17 protein-coding genes and 2 tRNA genes are annotated in these 17,978 nt (G+C 66.4%); 13 read left to right on the top strand and 6 right to left on the bottom strand.

Annotated features, from left to right (window positions below):
• The first annotated feature begins 151 nt into the window (after positions 1 to 151).
• Complete coding sequence (locus ASG79_RS10660; RefSeq protein ID WP_018769490.1) at positions 152 to 721, top strand: DUF6993 domain-containing protein; 570 nt, start codon at positions 152 to 154, stop codon at positions 719 to 721.
• A 61-nt stretch (positions 722 to 782) separates the two neighbouring features.
• Positions 783 to 2,465, top strand: a complete 1,683-nt coding sequence (gene ettA / locus ASG79_RS10655) for an energy-dependent translational throttle protein EttA (RefSeq protein ID WP_018769489.1) — start codon at positions 783 to 785, stop codon at positions 2,463 to 2,465.
• A gap of 148 nt (positions 2,466 to 2,613) precedes the next feature.
• Here the strand turns inward: ettA and ASG79_RS10650 are convergent, their stop codons facing one another.
• On the bottom strand, positions 2,614 to 3,534 hold the full coding sequence (locus ASG79_RS10650) for an acyl-CoA thioesterase (RefSeq protein ID WP_056390708.1): 921 nt from the start codon (positions 3,532 to 3,534) through the stop codon (positions 2,614 to 2,616).
• 63 nt (positions 3,535 to 3,597) lie between these two features.
• Here ASG79_RS10650 and ASG79_RS10645 point away from each other — a divergent pair, with 63 nt between their 5' ends.
• Complete coding sequence (locus ASG79_RS10645) at positions 3,598 to 4,257, top strand: hypothetical protein (RefSeq protein ID WP_018769487.1); 660 nt, start codon at positions 3,598 to 3,600, stop codon at positions 4,255 to 4,257.
• Between the two features lie 43 nt (positions 4,258 to 4,300).
• Here ASG79_RS10645 and ASG79_RS10640 read toward each other — a convergent pair whose 3' ends face one another.
• Both ASG79_RS10640 and ASG79_RS10635 read right to left on the bottom strand, forming a co-directional pair.
• Complete coding sequence (locus ASG79_RS10640) at positions 4,301 to 4,795, bottom strand: globin (RefSeq protein WP_056390703.1); 495 nt, start codon at positions 4,793 to 4,795, stop codon at positions 4,301 to 4,303.
• A 1-nt stretch (position 4,796) separates the two neighbouring features.
• Positions 4,797 to 5,480, bottom strand: a complete 684-nt coding sequence (locus ASG79_RS10635) for a mechanosensitive ion channel family protein (protein ID WP_018769485.1) — start codon at positions 5,478 to 5,480, stop codon at positions 4,797 to 4,799.
• A 67-nt stretch (positions 5,481 to 5,547) separates the two neighbouring features.
• Here ASG79_RS10635 and ASG79_RS10630 point away from each other — a divergent pair, with 67 nt between their 5' ends.
• Complete coding sequence (locus tag ASG79_RS10630; RefSeq protein WP_018769484.1) at positions 5,548 to 6,546, top strand: NAD-dependent epimerase/dehydratase family protein; 999 nt, start codon at positions 5,548 to 5,550, stop codon at positions 6,544 to 6,546.
• A 17-nt stretch (positions 6,547 to 6,563) separates the two neighbouring features.
• On the opposite strand, the gene ASG79_RS10625 is transcribed toward ASG79_RS10630, so the two are convergent.
• Together ASG79_RS10625 and pepN are read right to left on the bottom strand one after the other, a co-directional pair.
• The gene (locus ASG79_RS10625) at positions 6,564 to 7,037 is read right to left on the bottom strand and encodes an OsmC family protein (protein ID WP_056390700.1); all 474 of its coding nucleotides are present in this window, start codon (positions 7,035 to 7,037) and stop codon (positions 6,564 to 6,566) included.
• The gene (pepN, locus tag ASG79_RS10620; RefSeq protein ID WP_056390698.1) at positions 7,034 to 9,607 is read right to left on the bottom strand and encodes an aminopeptidase N; all 2,574 of its coding nucleotides are present in this window, start codon (positions 9,605 to 9,607) and stop codon (positions 7,034 to 7,036) included. The genes ASG79_RS10625 and pepN overlap by 4 nt, the downstream gene beginning before the upstream one ends.
• Before the next feature lie 175 nt (positions 9,608 to 9,782).
• Between pepN and ASG79_RS10615 the strand changes: the two genes are divergently transcribed.
• From ASG79_RS10615 to ASG79_RS10605, 3 genes are all read left to right on the top strand, one after another.
• A complete protein-coding gene (locus tag ASG79_RS10615) occupies positions 9,783 to 10,811 on the top strand; it encodes a hypothetical protein (protein ID WP_056390695.1) in 1,029 nt (342 codons plus the stop codon).
• Between the two features lie 69 nt (positions 10,812 to 10,880).
• Positions 10,881 to 11,375, top strand: coding sequence for a ribose-5-phosphate isomerase (locus ASG79_RS10610; RefSeq protein ID WP_018769480.1), 495 nt, complete (start codon positions 10,881 to 10,883; stop codon positions 11,373 to 11,375).
• On the top strand, positions 11,375 to 12,334 hold the full coding sequence (locus tag ASG79_RS10605) for an Fpg/Nei family DNA glycosylase (protein ID WP_056390692.1): 960 nt from the start codon (positions 11,375 to 11,377) through the stop codon (positions 12,332 to 12,334). Before ASG79_RS10610 ends, ASG79_RS10605 begins: the two co-directional genes overlap by 1 nt.
• 51 nt (positions 12,335 to 12,385) lie before the next feature.
• On the opposite strand, the gene ASG79_RS10600 is transcribed toward ASG79_RS10605, so the two are convergent.
• Positions 12,386 to 12,459 (bottom strand) — tRNA-Gly (locus ASG79_RS10600).
• A 131-nt stretch (positions 12,460 to 12,590) separates the two neighbouring features.
• Between ASG79_RS10600 and ASG79_RS10595 the strand changes: the two genes are divergently transcribed.
• From ASG79_RS10595 to ASG79_RS10570, 6 genes are all read left to right on the top strand, one after another.
• Positions 12,591 to 12,665 (top strand) — tRNA-Pro (locus ASG79_RS10595).
• 79 nt (positions 12,666 to 12,744) lie between these two features.
• Positions 12,745 to 14,139 carry a trigger factor gene (gene tig, locus ASG79_RS10590; protein WP_056390690.1) on the top strand — a complete coding sequence of 465 codons (1,395 nt, stop codon included), beginning with the start codon at positions 12,745 to 12,747 and terminating at the stop codon, positions 14,137 to 14,139.
• Positions 14,140 to 14,372: 233 nt separating this feature from the next.
• On the top strand, positions 14,373 to 14,996 hold the full coding sequence (locus ASG79_RS10585) for an ATP-dependent Clp protease proteolytic subunit (RefSeq protein ID WP_056390687.1): 624 nt from the start codon (positions 14,373 to 14,375) through the stop codon (positions 14,994 to 14,996).
• Between the two features lie 36 nt (positions 14,997 to 15,032).
• Positions 15,033 to 15,692 carry an ATP-dependent Clp protease proteolytic subunit gene (locus ASG79_RS10580; protein ID WP_018769476.1) on the top strand — a complete coding sequence of 220 codons (660 nt, stop codon included), beginning with the start codon at positions 15,033 to 15,035 and terminating at the stop codon, positions 15,690 to 15,692.
• 177 nt (positions 15,693 to 15,869) lie between these two features.
• Positions 15,870 to 17,150, top strand: coding sequence for an ATP-dependent Clp protease ATP-binding subunit ClpX (gene clpX / locus ASG79_RS10575; protein WP_018769475.1), 1,281 nt, complete (start codon positions 15,870 to 15,872; stop codon positions 17,148 to 17,150).
• Between the two features lie 13 nt (positions 17,151 to 17,163).
• Complete coding sequence (locus tag ASG79_RS10570; RefSeq protein WP_200953161.1) at positions 17,164 to 17,778, top strand: DsbA family protein; 615 nt, start codon at positions 17,164 to 17,166, stop codon at positions 17,776 to 17,778.
• The last annotated feature ends 200 nt before the right edge of the window (positions 17,779 to 17,978 follow it).

Raw genomic sequence — 17,978 nt, 5'->3', positions numbered from 1 at the left:
CCGGCCGCCCTCCGTCCGCCCGCCAACACCCGTCCGCCCGCCAACATCCCACATCCGCAGGCCCTTGACGGACACTGCGTCCCAGGGGAGCTCTGGTGCACTGCCCGTTTTCCGGGCCGGGCCGTCCCATCACCCATGGCAGAATGACACCATGCGTCCCATCCCCCGTAAACGGCAGTACAACCGCGCCGGCGCAGCCCTGGCATGTGCAGTGCTGGCCTGCCTCCTGTCCGGGTGCACCGCTGCTCCGTCCGGAACCGGACCTGCAGCCGGTGGCAGCGGCAACCAGCCCTCACCGGCGGCCCCGGCTGCCGGTCCCGGTGCGGACGGACAACCGGTCCAGGCCAAGGACTCCGCGACGCCGGGCAGTAATGCCGGCGGGGAACCGCTGGCCAACACGTCCGGCGGCGCGGTTTCGGCCGCAGCTGCCGCCGCCACCGAAACGGTGAAACGGACGGTTACGGATACCCTGACCAAACTGGCCACGGGAACGCCGAAACCTGCCACTGCCCAGGTCAGCGACGCCCTGACCGGGGCCGGCATCGCGCCGGCCGCGCTTCAGGTCTCGCAAAGCCGCACACCCACCGGGCTGGAGGCGGACGCCATCGAAGCCGCCGTGCTGCAGGGCAAGGACTGCGTCATCGGGCAGGTTCGCGAAGGTGCGGTGACCGTCACAGTCCTTCCGGTACTTGCCAGCGGCAAATGCTTCGTGGGCTCCTGATCCGGCTGAGCTGTCCGCCGCAAATGTGAGATCTGCCCGCCAACCCACTAGATTTGAGACCATGGCGGAATTTATCTACACAATGACCAAGGCCCGCAAGGCCGTTGGCGAAAAACTCATTCTTGATGACGTAAGCATGTCCTTCTTCCCGGGCGCCAAGATTGGTGTTGTGGGCCCAAACGGTGCCGGTAAGTCCACCATCCTCAAAATCATGGCCGGGCTGGACACGCCCTCCAACGGCGAGGCCAGGCTCAGCCCCGGCTACAGCGTGGGCATCCTGCTCCAGGAACCGCCGCTTAACGAAGAAAAGACTGTCCTGGGCAACGTCCAGGAAGGCGTTGGCGAGATCTACGGCAAGATCCAGCGCTTCAACGAAATCTCCGAGGAAATGGCCAGCCCCGATGCTGACTATGACACCCTCCTCGAAGAGATGGGCAAGCTGCAGGAGGCCATCGACGCCGCCGACGCCTGGGACCTCGATTCCCAGCTGGAACAGGCCATGGACGCCCTCCGGTGCCCGCCGGCCGATGCCGATGTCACCAACCTTTCCGGCGGTGAGCGGCGCCGCGTGGCACTCTGCAAGCTCCTCCTGCAGAAGCCCGACCTGCTGCTCCTCGACGAACCCACCAACCACCTGGACGCCGAAAGCGTGCTTTGGCTCGAGCAGCACCTCTCCAGCTACCCCGGCGCCGTCCTCGCCGTCACCCACGACCGGTACTTCCTGGACCACGTGGCGGAATGGATCGCGGAAGTGGACCGCGGCCACCTCTACCCGTACGAAGGCAACTACTCCACCTACCTGGAGAAGAAGCGCGCCCGCCTCGAGATCCAGGGCAAGAAGGACGCCAAGCAGGCCAAGCGCCTCTCCGAGGAACTCGAGTGGGTCCGGTCCAACGCCAAGGGCCGCCAGACCAAGTCCAAAGCCCGCCTGGCCCGTTACGAGGAAATGGCCGCCGAGGCCGACCGCACCCGCAAGCTTGACTTCGAGGAAATCCAGATCCCGCCGGGACCCCGCCTGGGTGGCCTGGTCCTGGAGGCCAGGAACCTCCAGAAGGGCTTCGATGAGCGTGTCCTGATCGATGGGCTGTCCTTCACCCTGCCCCGCAACGGCATCGTGGGGGTCATCGGCCCCAACGGTGTGGGCAAGTCCACCCTCTTCAAGACCATCGTCGGCCTGGAACCGCTGGACGGCGGCGAGCTCAAGATCGGTGACTCGGTCAAGATTTCCTACGCTGACCAGAGCCGCGGCGGCATCGACCCCAACAAGACCCTGTGGGAGGTTGTCTCCGACGGACTCGACTTCATCCAGGTGGGCAATGTTGAGATGCCGTCCCGTGCCTATGTGGCCGCTTTCGGTTTCAAGGGCCCGGACCAGCAGAAGAAGGCAGGTGTCCTGTCAGGTGGTGAGCGGAACCGCCTGAACCTGGCACTGACCCTGAAGCAGGGTGGAAACCTGCTGCTCCTCGACGAGCCCACCAACGACCTCGATGTCGAAACCCTCAGCAGCCTGGAAAACGCGCTGCTCGAGTTCCCCGGCTGCGCCGTGGTGGTCTCGCACGACCGCTGGTTCCTGGACCGCGTGGCCACGCACATCCTTGCCTACGAAGGTGACGACGAGAACCCCTCCAAGTGGTACTGGTTCGAGGGCAACTTCGAATCCTACGAGGAGAACAAGGTCCAGCGGCTGGGCCCCGACGCGGCCAAGCCGCACCGCGTCACCCACCGGCGCCTGACCCGCGACTGACCTGCCGGGCCCAAGGGCTCGTCAACAGGACGCCTGCGGGCCCGTTTGCAGGAAAACGGAAGGCCGGCACCCGGGCTGAATTGCTCCCCGGATGCCGGCCTTTCCCATGCCCGGCGCACCAGCGCCGGATCGCAGACGTGTGCGGATCCTACGTGTGCGACGCCTCGGCGGGAACGCGCACCATGCCCTCCTGCGCCACGGAAGCCACGTGCTGGCCGTCCCGGTTGAAGATTTTGCCGGTGGCCAGGCCGCGTGCGCCCTGCGCGCTGGGGGACTCCTGGACGTAGAGCAGCCATTCATCCACGCGCGCCGGGCGGTGCCACCACATCGCGTGGTCAAGGCTGGCAACATTCATGCCCGGGGTGATCCAGCTGAGGCCGTGCCGCCGAAGGATGGATTCGAGCAGGGTGTAGTCGCTGGCGTAGGCCAGGGCGGCGCGGTGCAGGTTGGAGTTGTCGGGCATCGGCCCGAACGTCTTCATCCAGACCGCGTTGCGGGCCTCCCGCGGGCCGGTCGCGGTAACGTACAGCGGCGGATCGACGTGCCGGATGTCGAAAGGCCGCTCATACGCCCAGTGCCGGGCCACAGGATGGTCGAACTTGCCCAGCAGGTCCGCCGTGCTGGGCAGCGATTCGGGGTCCGGGATGCCCGCCGGCATCGCCGACGCGTGCTCGATCCCTTCGTCCTCACCCTGGAAAGAGGCAATCATGGACAGGATGGGAACACCGTCCTGGTAGGCGTGGACGCGCCGGGCGGAAAACGACCGGCCGTCACGCAGCCGCTGCACACCAAAGGTAATGGGCTTGTTGGCGTCACCGGGCCGCAGGAAGTAGCCGTGCATGGAATGCACAAACCGTTCAGGATCCACCGTTCGAATGGACGCCACGAGTGACTGCGCCAGCACCTGTCCGCCGAACACCCTGTGGTGTGGCTGCCGCTGTGAGGGCCCCAGGAAGATGTCCTCGTCCGTCCGGGCGCCCTCAAGTTCACCGAGGTCCAGCAGTTCGATCAGTGATGAGGTGGGGTCTCCGCTTGGCGGGGCCAGGAGTCCGGCTTCGGCTTCAGTCATGGTCCGACTCTAGACGGCGCCCGGGGAGCCACTCAACCGGAGCGCAGCCGGTAGTGTTTAGGTGTGTCTGAACTTCTCACCTCGTCCTTCCGTTTCGCCGATCCCCGGGATCTCGCCGACCTGAAGACGTTTGCCACCAGGGCCAAAGCCATCGATGACGGCGCCATCCGGCTGCAGGCAGCCGGTTCCGTCCTGGCCGCGTACGTGTGCGTCCTGCGGCCCAGGCTCCTGGGCGAAGCCACCCCCACCATCCTGGGCCTGCGGACCATGGCGCTCGCCGAACCGTCCGGAACAGATGTCACTGTTGCCCTGTCCGCCGTCCTGGACCGGCTGGCACGCGCAGGGGAGGACGACGTCGAATTGCCGGTTCCGCCCAGCACCGTCACCGAATCCTGGACAGGAGTGGGCGCCCCAAGGGGCGGATGGGAGCTGCTGGGCGCTGTCAGCGACGCCGGCCTGAAGGCGGCGGCCGAAGCAGGCATGGCGGAGGTGGCGGGCATCGTGCCGGACAAACCGGGTGCCCTGATTGTCAACAACGCCCGGGCGGCTGTCTGGGGACGGGAACTGGACGCGTCAGGCCTGCCCGCCGGAGCGGCCTTCGCAGCGTTCGCCCTGGGCTTCCTCGCCGACGGCGACCAGAAGCTCTACCGCGCCGGCCGCTGGTTCCGGCTGACCGGTCCGCGCGGCCATGTGCTGGCGCGGACCGGCAGCGGCCTGCTGTAGCTGAAGGCGGCCCGGGCCCCTTCCAGGTTCCGGTCGGCAGGCGTCAGGCCTCGGAAGCGCTGTTCACCATGGACAGCGCCGCCCGCTCCATGTACTCCCACAGCGTGCCTTCGTAGAGCGGCGGCAGTTCCAGGGCGTCTACGGCGGTGCGCATGTGGAACAACCACCGGTCCTTCGCCTCGTGGGTCACCTTGAACGGCATGTGCCGCATGCGCAGGCGCGGGTGGCCGCGCTCCTCGCCATACGTTGTGGGCCCGCCCCAGTACTGCTCAAGGAACATCAGGAACCGGCGTTTTGCCGGGGCAAGGTCCTCCTCGGGGTACATGGGCCGCAGCAGCGGATCGGTGGCAACGCCGTCGTAAAAGACATCGATGAGCTTAACGAAGGTCTCGTGGCCGCCCACCGCATCGTAAAAGCTGTCTGTGTAGGCCGGCTTGCTGAAGGGATCGTTCTGCATCAACTGGGGCCGCTGCTGCCGGTCGGGTCCTGCTTTGGCAGGTTGGGGCTCAACAGGGCGCGGTTCAATCGGAAGCGACATGCTATTCCCCGGCTTTCTGGTCAGTCTTCTTCGTCTCAACATGGGCCGACCCCTGGTCGGTGGTCCCGTCGTCGGACTCGTGCAGCGGAACGTACCGTCCCTGCGAGCGGTTGCCCACGCGGAGGATCTCACCGTTGCGCAGGTACCAAATGGCGCCGTCGTCGGAGCGGACGCGGGTGATCCGCAGACCCATGGACTCCACTACGCCCACCACTTCGCTGGTTTCGATGACGTCACCGATTCCGTACTGGTCTTCAATGGTAATGAAAATCCCGGCCAGGAAGTCGCGGATCAGCTGCTGGGCGCCGAAGCCGATGGCCACACCCAGGATACCCACGCTGGTGAGCAGCGGGGCGATGTTGATGTCCAGGTTCTGCAGGACGTACATGCCGGTGATGACCACCACCAGCACGCCCACAATGCTGTTCAGCAGCGAGCCGATGGTTTCCGCGCGCTGCACGCGCCGTTCGTGGTCCAGGGCCCGGAAGGCCGGGGCCGCCCACCTAAACGTGGGCTTCTTGAAAAAGTTGCTTCCCGCCGCCACCCGTTTGGTGATGCGCGAAATGACGAACGTGGCCACGAGCCAGACGGCGACGCCGATGCCCAGGCTGATGACGATGCCCGGGACGCTCACGCCATCGGGCTGTGTTGTGGCGTTGGGAAGGATGGACAACATGCTGACCATGGGTGGAAGTAGCTCCTTGGGATATTGCTTGGTTCTCTTTCAACACTAGCCCCCGTAGCGTGGGGCCATGCGCATTCTCATCCTCGGCGGAACCGCCTTCCTCTCCAGGGAAATCGCCGGGCAGGCGGTTGCCGCGGGGCATGACGTGACGTGCCTGGCGCGGGGAATATCGGGTGAGCCGCCGCCGGGCGCCCACTGGGTCAGGGCGGACCGCGCGACGGGACCGGCTGCATATTCGGGCCTGGTGGGCGACTGGGATGCCGTGATCGAGGTGGCCCGGGACCCCGGGCCCGCCCGGCAGGCTCTCGCCGGCCTTGCCGGCAGGGCCGGGCACTGGACCTTTGTTTCCAGCTGCTCGGCCTACGCCGGCCATTCCGTCCCGGGAGCGGCGGAAGACGCGGCGCTGCTGCCGGCGCTGCCGCCGGGGGTGCAGTCCACGCCGGAAACCTACGGCGAGTCAAAGGTGGCCATCGAAGAAGCGACCCTGGAGGCCGCTGCTGGCAAGGCCCACCTGTGCCGGGCAGGCCTGCTCAGCGGCCCCGGCGACCCCACCGACCGCTACGGCTATTGGCCCGCCCGCATTGCCAGGAACTCCGGACCTGTGCTGGTTCCGGACATCGGGGAGAACCCCACGCAGGTCATGGATGTCCGGGACCTTGCGGCCTGGATCCTGCTCGCCGCGGGGAAGGGGATCAGCGGAACCTTGAACGCCCTTGGTGACCAGGTGCCGTTTGCGGAACTCATCAGCGCCTGCCACGAAGCGTCCGCCTCCAGCAGCACCACGATTACCGCCGGCGGGGAGTGGCTGGTGGACCAGGGCGTGAACTACTGGTCCGGGCCGGACTCCCTTCCGCTCTGGCTTCCGCCCGGCCACGACGGCTTCATGGCCCGCAGCAACCAGGCTGCCAGGGCCGCGGGAATGGTCCTGCGGCCCTGGCAGGAAACGCTGGCCGCCACGTTGGCAGATGAACGCCTCCGCGGACTGGACCGGCAGCGGAAAGCAGGCCTCTCACCGGCAACGGAACAGCGCCTGGTGGCGATGCTCCAGGGCGAAAGCCGGGCCTGACGCGGATCCGGCAGGGCCTAACCCGCCACCGTCACCGGCTGGTGCTCCACCGGAAAATTCACGCTGCGGGCAATGAAGCAGAGCCGGTTCGCCTCGTGGTGGAGGCCGGCCGCCAGTTCGGCCTGTCCGGCGTCGGCCACCGTCACGCGCGGGTGCAGGACCACCCGCTCGAACTGCCCGCTGCCGTCCCTGCTGAGCCGCATCAGCCCGGTGGCCTCGTCCCGGTAGTCCGTGACCACCACCCCGTTCTTCACCGCCACGTGCAGGTAGGACAGCATGTGGCACTGCGCCAGCGCGGCCAGCAGGAGCTGCTCGGGGTTGTAGCGCCCGCGGTCCCCATGGAACGTCGGATCCGCCGAGCCTTTGAGGACCGGCAGGCCGGGGATGAGCACGTCGTGGTCCCGTGAGTAGCCCCGGTAGGACGAGGTGCCGTCCCCCCGGTTGCCGGTCCACTGGACTGCCAGTGAATACCGGTGTTCATCAAGACTCACTGGGGACTGCCGTCCGGAAGCACGTCGGCGGCGCGGGCACGCAGGGCGCGGGCAACGCCGTCGCGGTTCTCCAGCATCATCCGCCGCAGCGCGGCGCTTTCCGCCGGCAGCGACGCCAGGAATGCGTCCGTCCGGTCAATGGTGGCCTGCGTGGTCAGCAGCGCCGGGTAGAGGCCGACGACGATCTGCTGGGCGAGTGCGTGGGTCCGGGTGGCCACGATGCCCGGCACAGCCGCGAAGTACTTTTCGGCGTACGGTTCCAGCAGCGAACGGTCCAGCACGCGCATGAAGCCCGTTACGGCCGATCCCTGCAGCGCATTGGACAGCTCCCCCTTGACCACGATCGATTCCCAGGCCGCGGCCTTCGCCTCCGGGGTGGGGATGGCGGCCTTGGCCAGGGCCGCAGCATTCTGTCCGCTGGAGGTGTTGTCCCGCTCCAGCTCGGCGTCGATGCCTTCCTGTCCCATCCGGCCTCCGGCCACCAGGGACTCCACGAGCTCCCAGCGCAGGTCCTGGTCCACCGCCAGCCCGTCCAGGACAACCGACCCGTCCAGGAGGCCGGCCACCCGGTCCAGCTGGGACGCACTGCGGGCCAGGAGGGCAAAGGACTTGATGAACTGCAGCTGCGCATCGGAGCCGCCCGGGACGTCCGAGGCCAGGTCCCACAGCCGGTCCACCGCCGCAACCGCTGTGGCTTCGCGGTGTTCCTCGGCCACATAGAAATTGAGGGTGGTGGCCAGCTGGCGGAGCTGGACCAGGATCACGGAGGAGTCCGTTTCCGCCGCGACGTTGGACAGGATCAGCTCCACGTACTTCCGGGCCGGCGTTTCGCCGTCACGGGCAGCGTCCCATGCAGAATTCCAGACCAGGGTCCGGGGCAGGCTGCCGCCAAAATCCTTGAGGTGGGCGGTGGCGGTGGCCAGCGACTTGGGATCCAGCCGTACCTTGGCATACGCCAGGTCGTCGTCATTGATAAGGATCAGGTCCGGCTGGTCCATGCCGGCCACTCCCGGCACCTCTGTGCGGTCACCGTCCACATCCAGCTCTTCGCGGTGCACCCGCTCGAGCTTTCCGGCGCTGTCCAGGTTGTAGAAGCCCACGGCCAGGCGGTGCGGGCGGATAGTGGGCCATTCCGGGACCGCGGACTGCAGGATGGCGAAGGAACGCAGCTTCCCGTCGGCATCCACGTCCAGCTCCGGGCTCAGTGTGTTGACGCCTGCGGTCTCCAGCCACTGCCGGCCCCAGTCATCCAGGTCGCGGCCGCTGGCCTTTTCGAGCTCCACCAGCAGGTCGCGGAGTTCAGTGTTCTGCCAGGAGTGCTTGGCGAAATACTCCCGGACACCGGCCATGAACTGGTCGGGGCCAACCCAGGCCACCAGCTGCCGCAGCACCGAGGCGCCCTTGGCATAGGTGATGCCGTCGAAGTTGACCTCCACGTCCTGGAGGTCGTTGATCTCGGCGAAGATCGGGTGCGTGGTGGGCAGCTGGTCCTGCCGGTACGCCCACGATTTCTCCACGGACGCGAACGTGGTCCAGGCGCTGGTGAAGGACGTGGCCTCCACCGCCGCCAGGTGCGACATGTACTCCGCGAAGGACTCGTTGAGCCACAGGTCGTTCCACCAGCGCATGGTCACCAGGTCACCGAACCACATGTGGGCGAGTTCATGGAGGACCGTGATGGCGCGCCGCTCGATCTGGGCCCCGGTGACCTTGCTGCGGAAGACGTAGCCTTCCAGGATGGTCACGGCACCGGCATTCTCCATGGCACCGGCGTTGAACTCCGGAACGAACAGCTGGTCGTATTTCTCGAACGGGTACGGGCAGCCGAACTGCGCCTCAAAGAACCCGAAGCCCTGCCGCGTCAGTTCGAAGATGTTGTCCGCATCCAGGTACTGCATCAGCGACTTCCGGGCGAAGACACCAAGGGGGATGATGCGGCCGTCCGAGCTGGTGACCTCGCTGCGGACGGACTGGTAAGGGCCCGCGATCAGGGCCGTGACGTAGGAGGACAGGCGCGGCGTGGGCGCGAACGCCCATACGGACCTGGCCGTGCCGTCTTCCGCGGGAGGCGCCTCCACGGGGTGGGGGGTGGGGGAGTTGGAGACAACGTCCCAGTGGGACGGCGCCGTGACGGTGAAGGCGAAGGTTGCCTTCAGGTCCGGCTGTTCGAAGACGGCGAACATCCTGCGCGAGTCCGGAACCTCGAACTGCGTGTACAGGTAGACCTCGCTGTCCACCGGGTCCACGAACCGGTGCAGGCCCTCACCCGTGTTCATGTACGGCAGGTCGGCCACGACGGTCAGTTCGTTGTGCTCCTGCAGGTCCGGCAGCTGGATCCGGACGCCGTCGGACACGGTGGCGGGGTCAAGGCTGCGGCCGTTCAGGGTCACGCTGTGCACGGTGCGGGTGACCGCATCAATGAAGCTGGACGATCCCGGCGACGCCGTGAACTTCACGGTGGTGGTGCTGCCAAAGACCTCTCCGCCGCGCGTCAGGTCCAGGCTGACATCGTAGGACTCGACGGTGATCAGTTCGGCGCGCTCACGGGCTTCGGCGCGCGTCAGGTTCATGCCTGGCAAAGGAGGTCCTCCAGAGAAGTTTTCGGCTGCCGGCCGGTGGTCCCGGGTCCGGCACTGTGTTGCATTCTTCCATCCTTGGGATCCTTGGCAAGTTGCGCAGCTCACAGCGGCCGGCCGTTGCCGCCTGGGCGGTTGGCCGGGCGGCCGCAGGGGTAGCGTTAATTGCATGGGAAAGCTGCTGGATTCGGTGGATACCAAGGCACTCAGGTTCGCCGTGGGGTTCCCGGTCGTCCTGGCCGCTGCCTTCGCCTACTGCGCGTCGCTGCTGCGCCCGGACCTTCCGGAGCCGGTCGCCGTCCGGTGGACGGACGACGGCGGTGCCGCCTTTGCGCCTTTCGCCGCCTACGTGGGCGTGGGCGCGGCGATCATCGTCATCGCCGGATGGCTGGTCCTGCTGCAGGCGGTGCCCCTCAGCAGGCCGGTGATGATGCGCAGGATCATGATGGGGGCCGGGCTGTTCCTCAGCCTCTTCATCACCTCCGCCCTGGCCGCGGGGCTCATCGGCCAAACCGGGCTGGCCGACGCCCGGCAGTCGCGGGTGGACATGACCGTCCTTGCCCTCGGCAGCGGTGCGGCAGTGTCGCTCGGCGTCGCCATGGCCATGGTGTACAAAGCCGACCGGCAATGGTCGCCCGATGACGACCGTGCGCTGCAGGCCGCCATCACCAGGGAACTGGACCCCGACCTTGCCCTGGACACCGTCCGGCTATGGGTCCACGCCAGGAGTTCGGTCTTTGTCATGATCGCCATCGCCTCCCTGTTCCCGGCAGCCCTTATCGCCGTGGTGGTGCCGTGGCTGGGCATCCTGCTCGTTGTCCTGGCCCTCGTGGGCGCCGCGTTCCTCTTTGCCCGCATCCGGGCGGACCGGCGCGGGCTGAAGGTCCTGCTGGCCGGGGTGGTGCCGGTCATGAATGTGCCGGCCGGCGCCATCTCCGATGCCAGCGCCGAGGACGTCAAAGCCGCCGACTATGGCGGGTGGGGCTACCGGCACCACGGCGGAACCGCAGCCATGCTGGTCAGCAGCGGGCCCGCCGTCGTCGTGAGCAAGACTGACGGCCAGCGCCTGGCCGTCAGCGGCGGAAGCCAGGCCTCCGCGGCGCGGCTGGCCGAAGTCCTCACCCGCGTGGCCGCGAGGGCCCGGCGCGGCGGAGGGCCGCCGGCCGGGGGCCAGCACCCGGAGGGCGGGCAGTCCTAGTATCCTTATCGGTGACATTCCGGCCTCCACCGGCGACCCGCCAGCCCCACAACCGAACGGACTTTGCACGTGACCACTTCCCCTGCCTACCCGCGGGTCCACATCGCCACCGACCACGCAGGCATGGAGCTCAGCGCCCACCTGGTGTCCCACCTGACCGGCAAGGGATACGAGGTGGTGGACCACGGGCCCCAGGTCTACGACGCCCAGGACGACTACCCGTCCTTCTGCATCAACGCTGCCCTTGCCGTCGTTGCCGACCAGCAGGCAGGCGTCCACGCCCTTGGCATCGTGCTGGGCGGCTCCGGCAACGGCGAGCAGATCGCCGCCAACAAGGTCAAGGGCATCCGCGCGGCCCTCGCATGGAACCTCTCCACCGCCACCCTGGCCCGCGAGCACAACAACGCCAACGTGGTTGCCCTGGGCGGGCGGCAGCATACGTTCGAAGAAGCCACCGCGCTGGTCGAGGCGTTCCTGTCCGAGCCGTTCAGCAATGATGAGCGCCACGTCCGCAGGATCGAAAAAATCGCGGTCTACGAGGCAACAGGCGAGGTCATCGAGTAGTGCCCGAGGGCCATTCCGTCCGCAGGCTCGCCCGGCAGTTCGGCGATGTCTTCGCCGGTGAGGCACTGGCTGTTTCCAGTCCCCAGGGCAGGTTCAGCGGAGGTGCGGCGCTGCTGGACGGGCATACCCTGCTTGCCGCCGAGGCGCACGGCAAACACCTGTTCCTGCACTTCGACAACGCCCTGGTCCTGCACGTCCACCTTGGACTGTACGGGGCCTGGAGCTTCGGCGGGGACCGCACCTTCGCCGGCGCCTCCAGCATTGGTGCCCCCCGGCGCGTCGGGGAGCGGGAGGCCTTCGGTGACGGGGACGACGACGGCGGCGCGCCTTACGCCGGTCCGCCGGCGCCCGTCGGGGCCGTGCGGGTGCGGCTCGCCGGGAGCCATGGCTGGGCGGACCTTCGGGGTGCCACCACCTGCGAAACCATCACCGGGGCGGAAGTCCGCGCCGTGCTGGCACGGCTGGGACCTGACCCACTGCGGAACCTCCGCGGCGATGCCGGGCGCTTTGCTGCCAACGTCCAGGCGCGGAAGACGCCCCTGGCTGCCCTGCTCATGGACCAGAAGGTGATTGCCGGCGTCGGGAACGTCTACCGGGCGGAAGTCCTGTTCCGCCGCCGCCTGGACCCCTGGCTGCCCGGCACTGCCCTGCCGGACAACGACGCCCGCAAGCTGTGGCGCGACATCGTGGCCGTCATGGGCGACGGCGTGACGGACGGGCGGATCATCACCACGCCGCCGAAGTACTGGGCGCTTGACGGCACCACCGCCGCCAAAGCCGCCGCGGCCGGCGCGCCGGTGCCGCCCAGGAGCGCCCACTTTCCCGGCCGCGACGATGCCCACTTCGTCTACAAGCGGCACGGCCTGCCCTGCCGCGTCTGCCGCACCATCGTGCTCATCGCCGACCTGGCCGGGCGGAACCTCTACTGGTGCCCTTACTGCCAGCAACCGGGGGAGTAGGAAGGCGAAACACGAAGAAGGCCCCTCCGGAGAGGGGCCTTCTTCGTGTTGTGGAGGGGACGACGGGAATCGAACCCGCGTAATCAGTTTGGAAGACTGAGGCTTTACCATTAAGCTACGTCCCCGAAGGAAGATCCGTTTTTCGCGGAAACTCCGGGCTGGCTGTTCAAGCCGGATACAACTAAACCTAATCCATGGCCTACGTGTCAAATGTGCAATCGCGACGCGTATCACCGTAGACTTGCCTGTGCACTTACGGGGTGTAGCTCAGCTTGGCTAGAGCGCCTGCTTTGGGAGCAGGAAGTCGCAGGTTCAAATCCTGTCACCCCGACTCTGCGGCCAGGACCGTCAGGCCTGGACATCCATTGCGTTTGCAGAAACCCATCCCACAACCCAGGAGTACTTAGACCGTGAAGAGCGCTGTCGAGAACCTCACCCCCACGCGGGTCAAGCTCAATGTTGAGGTCCCCTTTGAGGAACTGAAGCCCAGCATCGACTCGGCCTACAAGACCGTTGCGTCCCAGATCCAGGTTCCCGGGTTCCGCAAGGGCAAGGTTCCTGCCAAGCTCATCGACCAGCGCGTCGGCCGCGGCTACGTCCTGGAGACGGCCATCAACGACGGCCTCAACGGCTGGTACCAGGCTGCCGTGCAGGAGTCCGGCATCCGCCCCCTGAGCCGTCCCGAGGTGGAAATCACCGAGGTGCCCGATCCCTCCGCGACCGACGGCGGCCTGAAGTTCGCCGCTGAGGTTGACGTCCGCCCCGAGATCGAACTCCCGGACTACTCCGGCATCGAGGTCCAGGTTGCGGCTGCGGAATCCTCCGAAGCTGATGTGGACAAGGCGCTGGACGAACTGCGCGGCCGCTTCGGCACCCTGAAGTCCGTGGACCGCCCGGCTGCCGACGGTGACTTCCTCACCATCGACATCACCGCCACGATCGACGGCGAGGAAGTCGACTCCGCCGCCGGCCTGTCCTACCAGGTGGGCGCCGGCACCATGCTTGAGGGCATGGACGAGGCCGTGACCGGCCTCAGCGCTGACGAGGACGCCATCTTCGACACCACCCTGGTGGGCGGCGACCACGCCGGCGAAGCCGCCCAGGTCAAGGTTGTGGTGAAGGCCGTCAAGGAACGCGAACTGCCGGAAGCGAACGACGACTTCGCCCAGCTCGCCTCCGAATTCGACACCCTTGCCGAACTCCGCGAAGACCTGGCCAAGCAGGCTGCCGACTCCAAGATCGTTGAGCAGGGCGTCGAAGCCCGCGACAAGGTCCTGGACAAGCTCGTCGAAATGGTCGAGGTTCCTGTTCCTGACTCGGTGGTCGAGGAGCAGCTCGAAGCCCACTTCCAGGAGGGCAACGGCCACGGCGAAGGCGAGCACGACACCGAGGAGCACCGCGAAGAGGTCCGCGCCAACACGGCCCGCGCCTTCCAGAACGAGATCATCCTCGACGCCATCGCGGAAAAGGAAGAAGTCAACGTCAGCCAGAACGAGCTGATCGACTACATCGTCACCACCGCCAGCCAGTACGGCATGGATCCCAACCAGTTCGCCCAGATCATCGACCAGAGCGGCCAGGTCCCCATGATGGTTTCCGAGGTCCGCCGCCGCAAGGCACTGGCTGTCGTCCTTGGCCAGGCCACCGTGACCGACACCGAGGGCAACACCGTTGACCTCAGCGACTTCGTCCGCCCCGGCGGCGAGGAAGCCCCCGCTGCAGAGGCAGCCGACGCTGACGCGACCGAAGCCGCCGAGGCGGAGGTTGTCGACGCCGAGGACGCCACGGCAGACGCCAAGGCCTAGTCCTTAACAACCCGCAGCAACGGCCCCTGGATCCTTCCGATCCGGGGGCCGTTCGCGTTGGACCCGAAACCCCGCAGCGCTGGTTCGGCGATCGTGCGCCGTCAGCGAACAGCCGTCAGTGCGCGAACAAAACGCCGGGGAAACCGGTTAGTGTCCAAGTAGTGATTTTCAGTGATGTCACCGTCACCAGTGAGAGGTAAGTAAACATGTCACAGCACTCAGAGGCCCCCCGGATGGCGACCGTCGATCCTGCAGCCCAGGACAACTACATTTACAACCGCCTCCTCAAGGAGCGGATCATCTGGCTGGGCTCGGAGGTGCGTGATGACAACGCCAACGCGATCTGCTCGCAGCTGCTCCTGCTCTCGGCCGAGAACCCGGAAAAGGACATCTACCTCTACATCAACTCGCCCGGCGGCTCCGTCACCGCAGGCATGGCCATCTACGACACCATGCAGTTCATCCCCAATGACGTCGTGACCGTCGCCACCGGCCTGGCCGCGTCCATGGGACAGTTCCTGCTCTCCTCGGGCACCAAGGGCAAGCGGTACGCCACGCCCAACGCCCGCGTCCTGATGCACCAGCCCTCCGGCGGCATCGGCGGCACGGCCTCGGACATCAAGATCCAGGCCGAGCTCATCCTGCACATGAAGAAGGTCATGGCGGAACTGACGGCCGAGCAGACCGGCCAGACCGTTGAGACCATCCTCAAGGACAACGACCGTGACAAGTGGTTCACGGCTAAAGAGGCCCTCGAGTACGGTTTCTTCGACAAGATCGCCGCGCACGCCGGTTCGGTATCCGGTGGCGGCGGAACGTCCAACGGGTCCTCCGGCGAGTCAGCCTCCCAGAACTAACCGGCAACCAGAACACTTCGATCAGGAGCAAAAACAATGAACTACAACTTCGGGTGGTCCGCCGGCAATCTTCCGTCCAGCCGCTACGTCCTGCCGCAGTTCGAGGAGCGCACGCCCTACGGCTTCAAGCGCCAGGACCCCTACACCAAGCTGTTCGAGGACCGCATCATCTTCCTCGGCGTGCAGGTTGACGACGCCTCCGCCGACGACATCATGGCCCAGCTGCTGGTCCTTGAGTCCACCGACCCGGACCGCGACATCACCCTCTACATCAACTCCCCTGGCGGTTCGTTCACGGCCATGACGGCCATCTACGACACCATGCAGTACATCCGTCCCGAGATCCAGACGGTCTGCCTGGGCCAGGCCGCCAGCGCGGCTGCTGTCCTGTTGGCTGCCGGTACCCCCGGCAAGCGGCTGGCACTGCCCAACGCCCGCGTCCTGATCCACCAGCCGGCCCTGTCCGGCGGCCAGGGCGGCCAGGCTTCCGACCTGGAGATCCAGGCGGCCGAGGTCATGCGCATGCGCTCCTGGCTCGAAGACACGCTGGCCCACCACTCCGGCCGCACGTCGGAGCAGGTCAACAACGACATCGAGCGCGACAAGATCCTCACCGCCGAAGAGGCGCAGGCATACGGCCTGATCGACCAGGTGCTTGATTCACGCAAGATCAAGCCCCAGGCAATCACGAGGTAACAGTGCGGAAAGCCGGTGCGGCCCAGCTTCATTTGGCCGCACCGGCCTTTTCTTTCCACCCTTGGGGGCGAATGTGACCTAGAGTGGATGTTGTCACAAACCGGCCCCCGCGGGCCGGCCGAAGATTTCAGCAACGGTGCAGGGCTGCCTGGCAGCAGGATACTAAGGGGTTCACATATGGCTCGGATTGGCGAGAGCACGGATCTGCTGAAGTGCTCTTTCTGCGGAAAGAGCCAGAAGCAGGTGCGCAAGCTCATTGCCGGGCCCGGTGTCTACATCTGTGATGAGTGCATCGAGTTGTGCAACGAAATCATCGAAGAGGAGCTCGCGGAGGTGGCAGACCTCGGCAGCTTTGAACTGCCCAAGCCGCGCGAAATCTTCGACTTCCTGCAGGAATACGTCATCGGCCAGGAACCCGCAAAGCGTTCCCTCGCCGTCGCGGTCTACAACCACTACAAACGCATCCAGGCGGGCCACGCGCCCAAGTCCGGAAGCCTGGGGGACGGCGGGCATCACGACGACGTCGAAATCGCCAAGTCGAACATCCTCCTCATCGGCCCCACCGGCTGCGGCAAGACCTACCTGGCCCAGACCCTCGCCCGGCGCCTGAACGTCCCGTTCGCCGTCGCGGACGCCACCGCCCTGACCGAGGCCGGCTATGTGGGTGAAGACGTGGAGAACATCCTCCTCAAACTCATCCAGGCCGCAGACTATGACGTCAAGAAGGCCGAACAGGGCATCATCTACATCGACGAGATCGACAAAATCTCCCGCAAGAGCGAAAACCCCTCCATCACCCGTGACGTATCCGGTGAGGGCGTGCAGCAGGCCCTGCTGAAGATCCTGGAAGGCACCGTTGCCTCTGTCCCGCCCCAGGGCGGACGGAAGCACCCGCACCAGGAGTTCATCCAGATCGACACCACCAATGTCCTGTTCATCGTGGCCGGCGCCTTCGCCGGCCTGGAGGAGATCATCGGTTCCCGCTCCGGCCGCAAGGGCATCGGCTTCGGCGCCCCACTGAACGACGCCAGCAAGAAGGTGGACTCCTACGGCGAAGTCATGCCGGAGGACCTGCTGAAGTTCGGCCTGATCCCGGAGTTCATTGGCCGCCTTCCGGTGATCACCACGGTGTCCAACCTTGACCGTGACGCCCTGATCCAGATCCTGTCCACCCCCAAGAACGCCCTGGTGAAGCAGTACCAGAAGATGTTCCAGATCGACGGCGTGGAGCTGGTGTTTGACGAGCCCGCCCTGGAAGCCATCGCCGACCAGGCACTGGAGCGTGGCACCGGTGCACGCGGTCTTCGCGCCATCCTGGAGGAAGTCCTGCTTCCCGTGATGTTCGATCTCCCGAGCCGCGAGGACGTCGCCAGCGTGGTGATCACCGAGGACGTGGTCCTGCGCGGGGCCGAACCCACCATGATTCCGCACGTGGCCAAGCGCCGTAAGTCTGCCTGACCGAGAGGACCCTGTGACTGTACCTGCCAAGAACAAAGCCGACTTCTGGTTCGACCCCCTCTGCCCGTTCGCATGGGTCACCAGCCGCTGGCTCGGCGAGGTGGAGGCCGTCCGGGACATCGAGACCGAATGGCACGTCATGAGCCTCGCCGTCCTGAATGAGGGACGCGACCTGGAGCCCGCTTACCGGGAGTCCATGGACAACGCCTGGGGCATGGTGCGCGTGATCATTGCGGCCCGCGAAGGGCACGGCCCGCAGGTCATCAAGCCGCTTTACGACGCCATGGGCACGCTGATCCACAACCAGGGGGAAAAGGACCGCGCACAGGTCATCACCAAAGCCCTCGCCGAGTGTGGCCTGCCCGCCTCCCTGGCCGATGCCGCCACCACCGACGCCTATGACCGGCAGCTCCGGGCCAGCCACGAAGAAGGCATCTCACTCGTGGGCCAGGACGTGGGAACGCCCGTGGTCGCTTTCAACGGAACGGCGTTCTTCGGACCGGTCCTGACCCGCATCCCCCGCGGTGAAGAAGCCGGCAGGATCTGGGACGCCACCACCACCATCGCCGCCTATCCGCATTTCTTCGAGCTCAAGCGCAGCCGCACGGAGAGCCCGGAATTCAACTAAGCGCCGGGCCGCCTGCCATTGGCTGGCCGCGCCAAGGGCCCCGCAGAAACTACCAGCGTGTAGTTCCTGCGGGGCCCTTGTGCATGCCTTGGGGCAGGAGAACAATGGTTCTTACCCACTTCGAAAGAGGCGGGACGCAGGAACCAAAGATCCAGTGATATGTAATTTGACGCAGCCATCGGCAAAGTTGAGTGCAAGCT

The sequence above is a fragment of the Arthrobacter sp. Soil761 genome, assembly GCF_001428325.1.
Classification (GTDB): Bacteria; Actinomycetota; Actinomycetes; order Actinomycetales; family Micrococcaceae; genus Arthrobacter.
This window is presented reverse-complemented; position numbering and strand designations above follow the sequence as displayed.

Bases quoted from the DNA above. Each gene is read 5' to 3' on its own strand.
- ASG79_RS10640 (WP_056390703.1), bottom strand. From the start codon at position 4,795: ATGTCGCTTCCGATTGAACCGCGCCCTGTTGAGCCCCAACCTGCCAAA.
- ASG79_RS10585 (WP_056390687.1), top strand. From the start codon at position 14,373: ATGGCGACCGTCGATCCTGCAGCCCAGGACAACTACATTTACAACCGC.
- ASG79_RS10635 (WP_018769485.1), bottom strand. From the start codon at position 5,480: ATGGTCAGCATGTTGTCCATCCTTCCCAACGCCACAACACAGCCCGAT.
- ASG79_RS10650 (WP_056390708.1), bottom strand. From the start codon at position 3,534: ATGACTGAAGCCGAAGCCGGACTCCTGGCCCCGCCAAGCGGAGACCCC.
- clpX (WP_018769475.1), top strand. From the start codon at position 15,870: ATGGCTCGGATTGGCGAGAGCACGGATCTGCTGAAGTGCTCTTTCTGC.
- ASG79_RS10615 (WP_056390695.1), top strand. From the start codon at position 9,783: ATGGGAAAGCTGCTGGATTCGGTGGATACCAAGGCACTCAGGTTCGCC.
- ASG79_RS10580 (WP_018769476.1), top strand. From the start codon at position 15,033: ATGAACTACAACTTCGGGTGGTCCGCCGGCAATCTTCCGTCCAGCCGC.
- ASG79_RS10660 (WP_018769490.1), top strand. From the start codon at position 152: ATGCGTCCCATCCCCCGTAAACGGCAGTACAACCGCGCCGGCGCAGCC.
- pepN (WP_056390698.1), bottom strand. From the start codon at position 9,607: ATGAACCTGACGCGCGCCGAAGCCCGTGAGCGCGCCGAACTGATCACC.
- ettA (WP_018769489.1), top strand. From the start codon at position 783: ATGGCGGAATTTATCTACACAATGACCAAGGCCCGCAAGGCCGTTGGC.
- ASG79_RS10630 (WP_018769484.1), top strand. From the start codon at position 5,548: ATGCGCATTCTCATCCTCGGCGGAACCGCCTTCCTCTCCAGGGAAATC.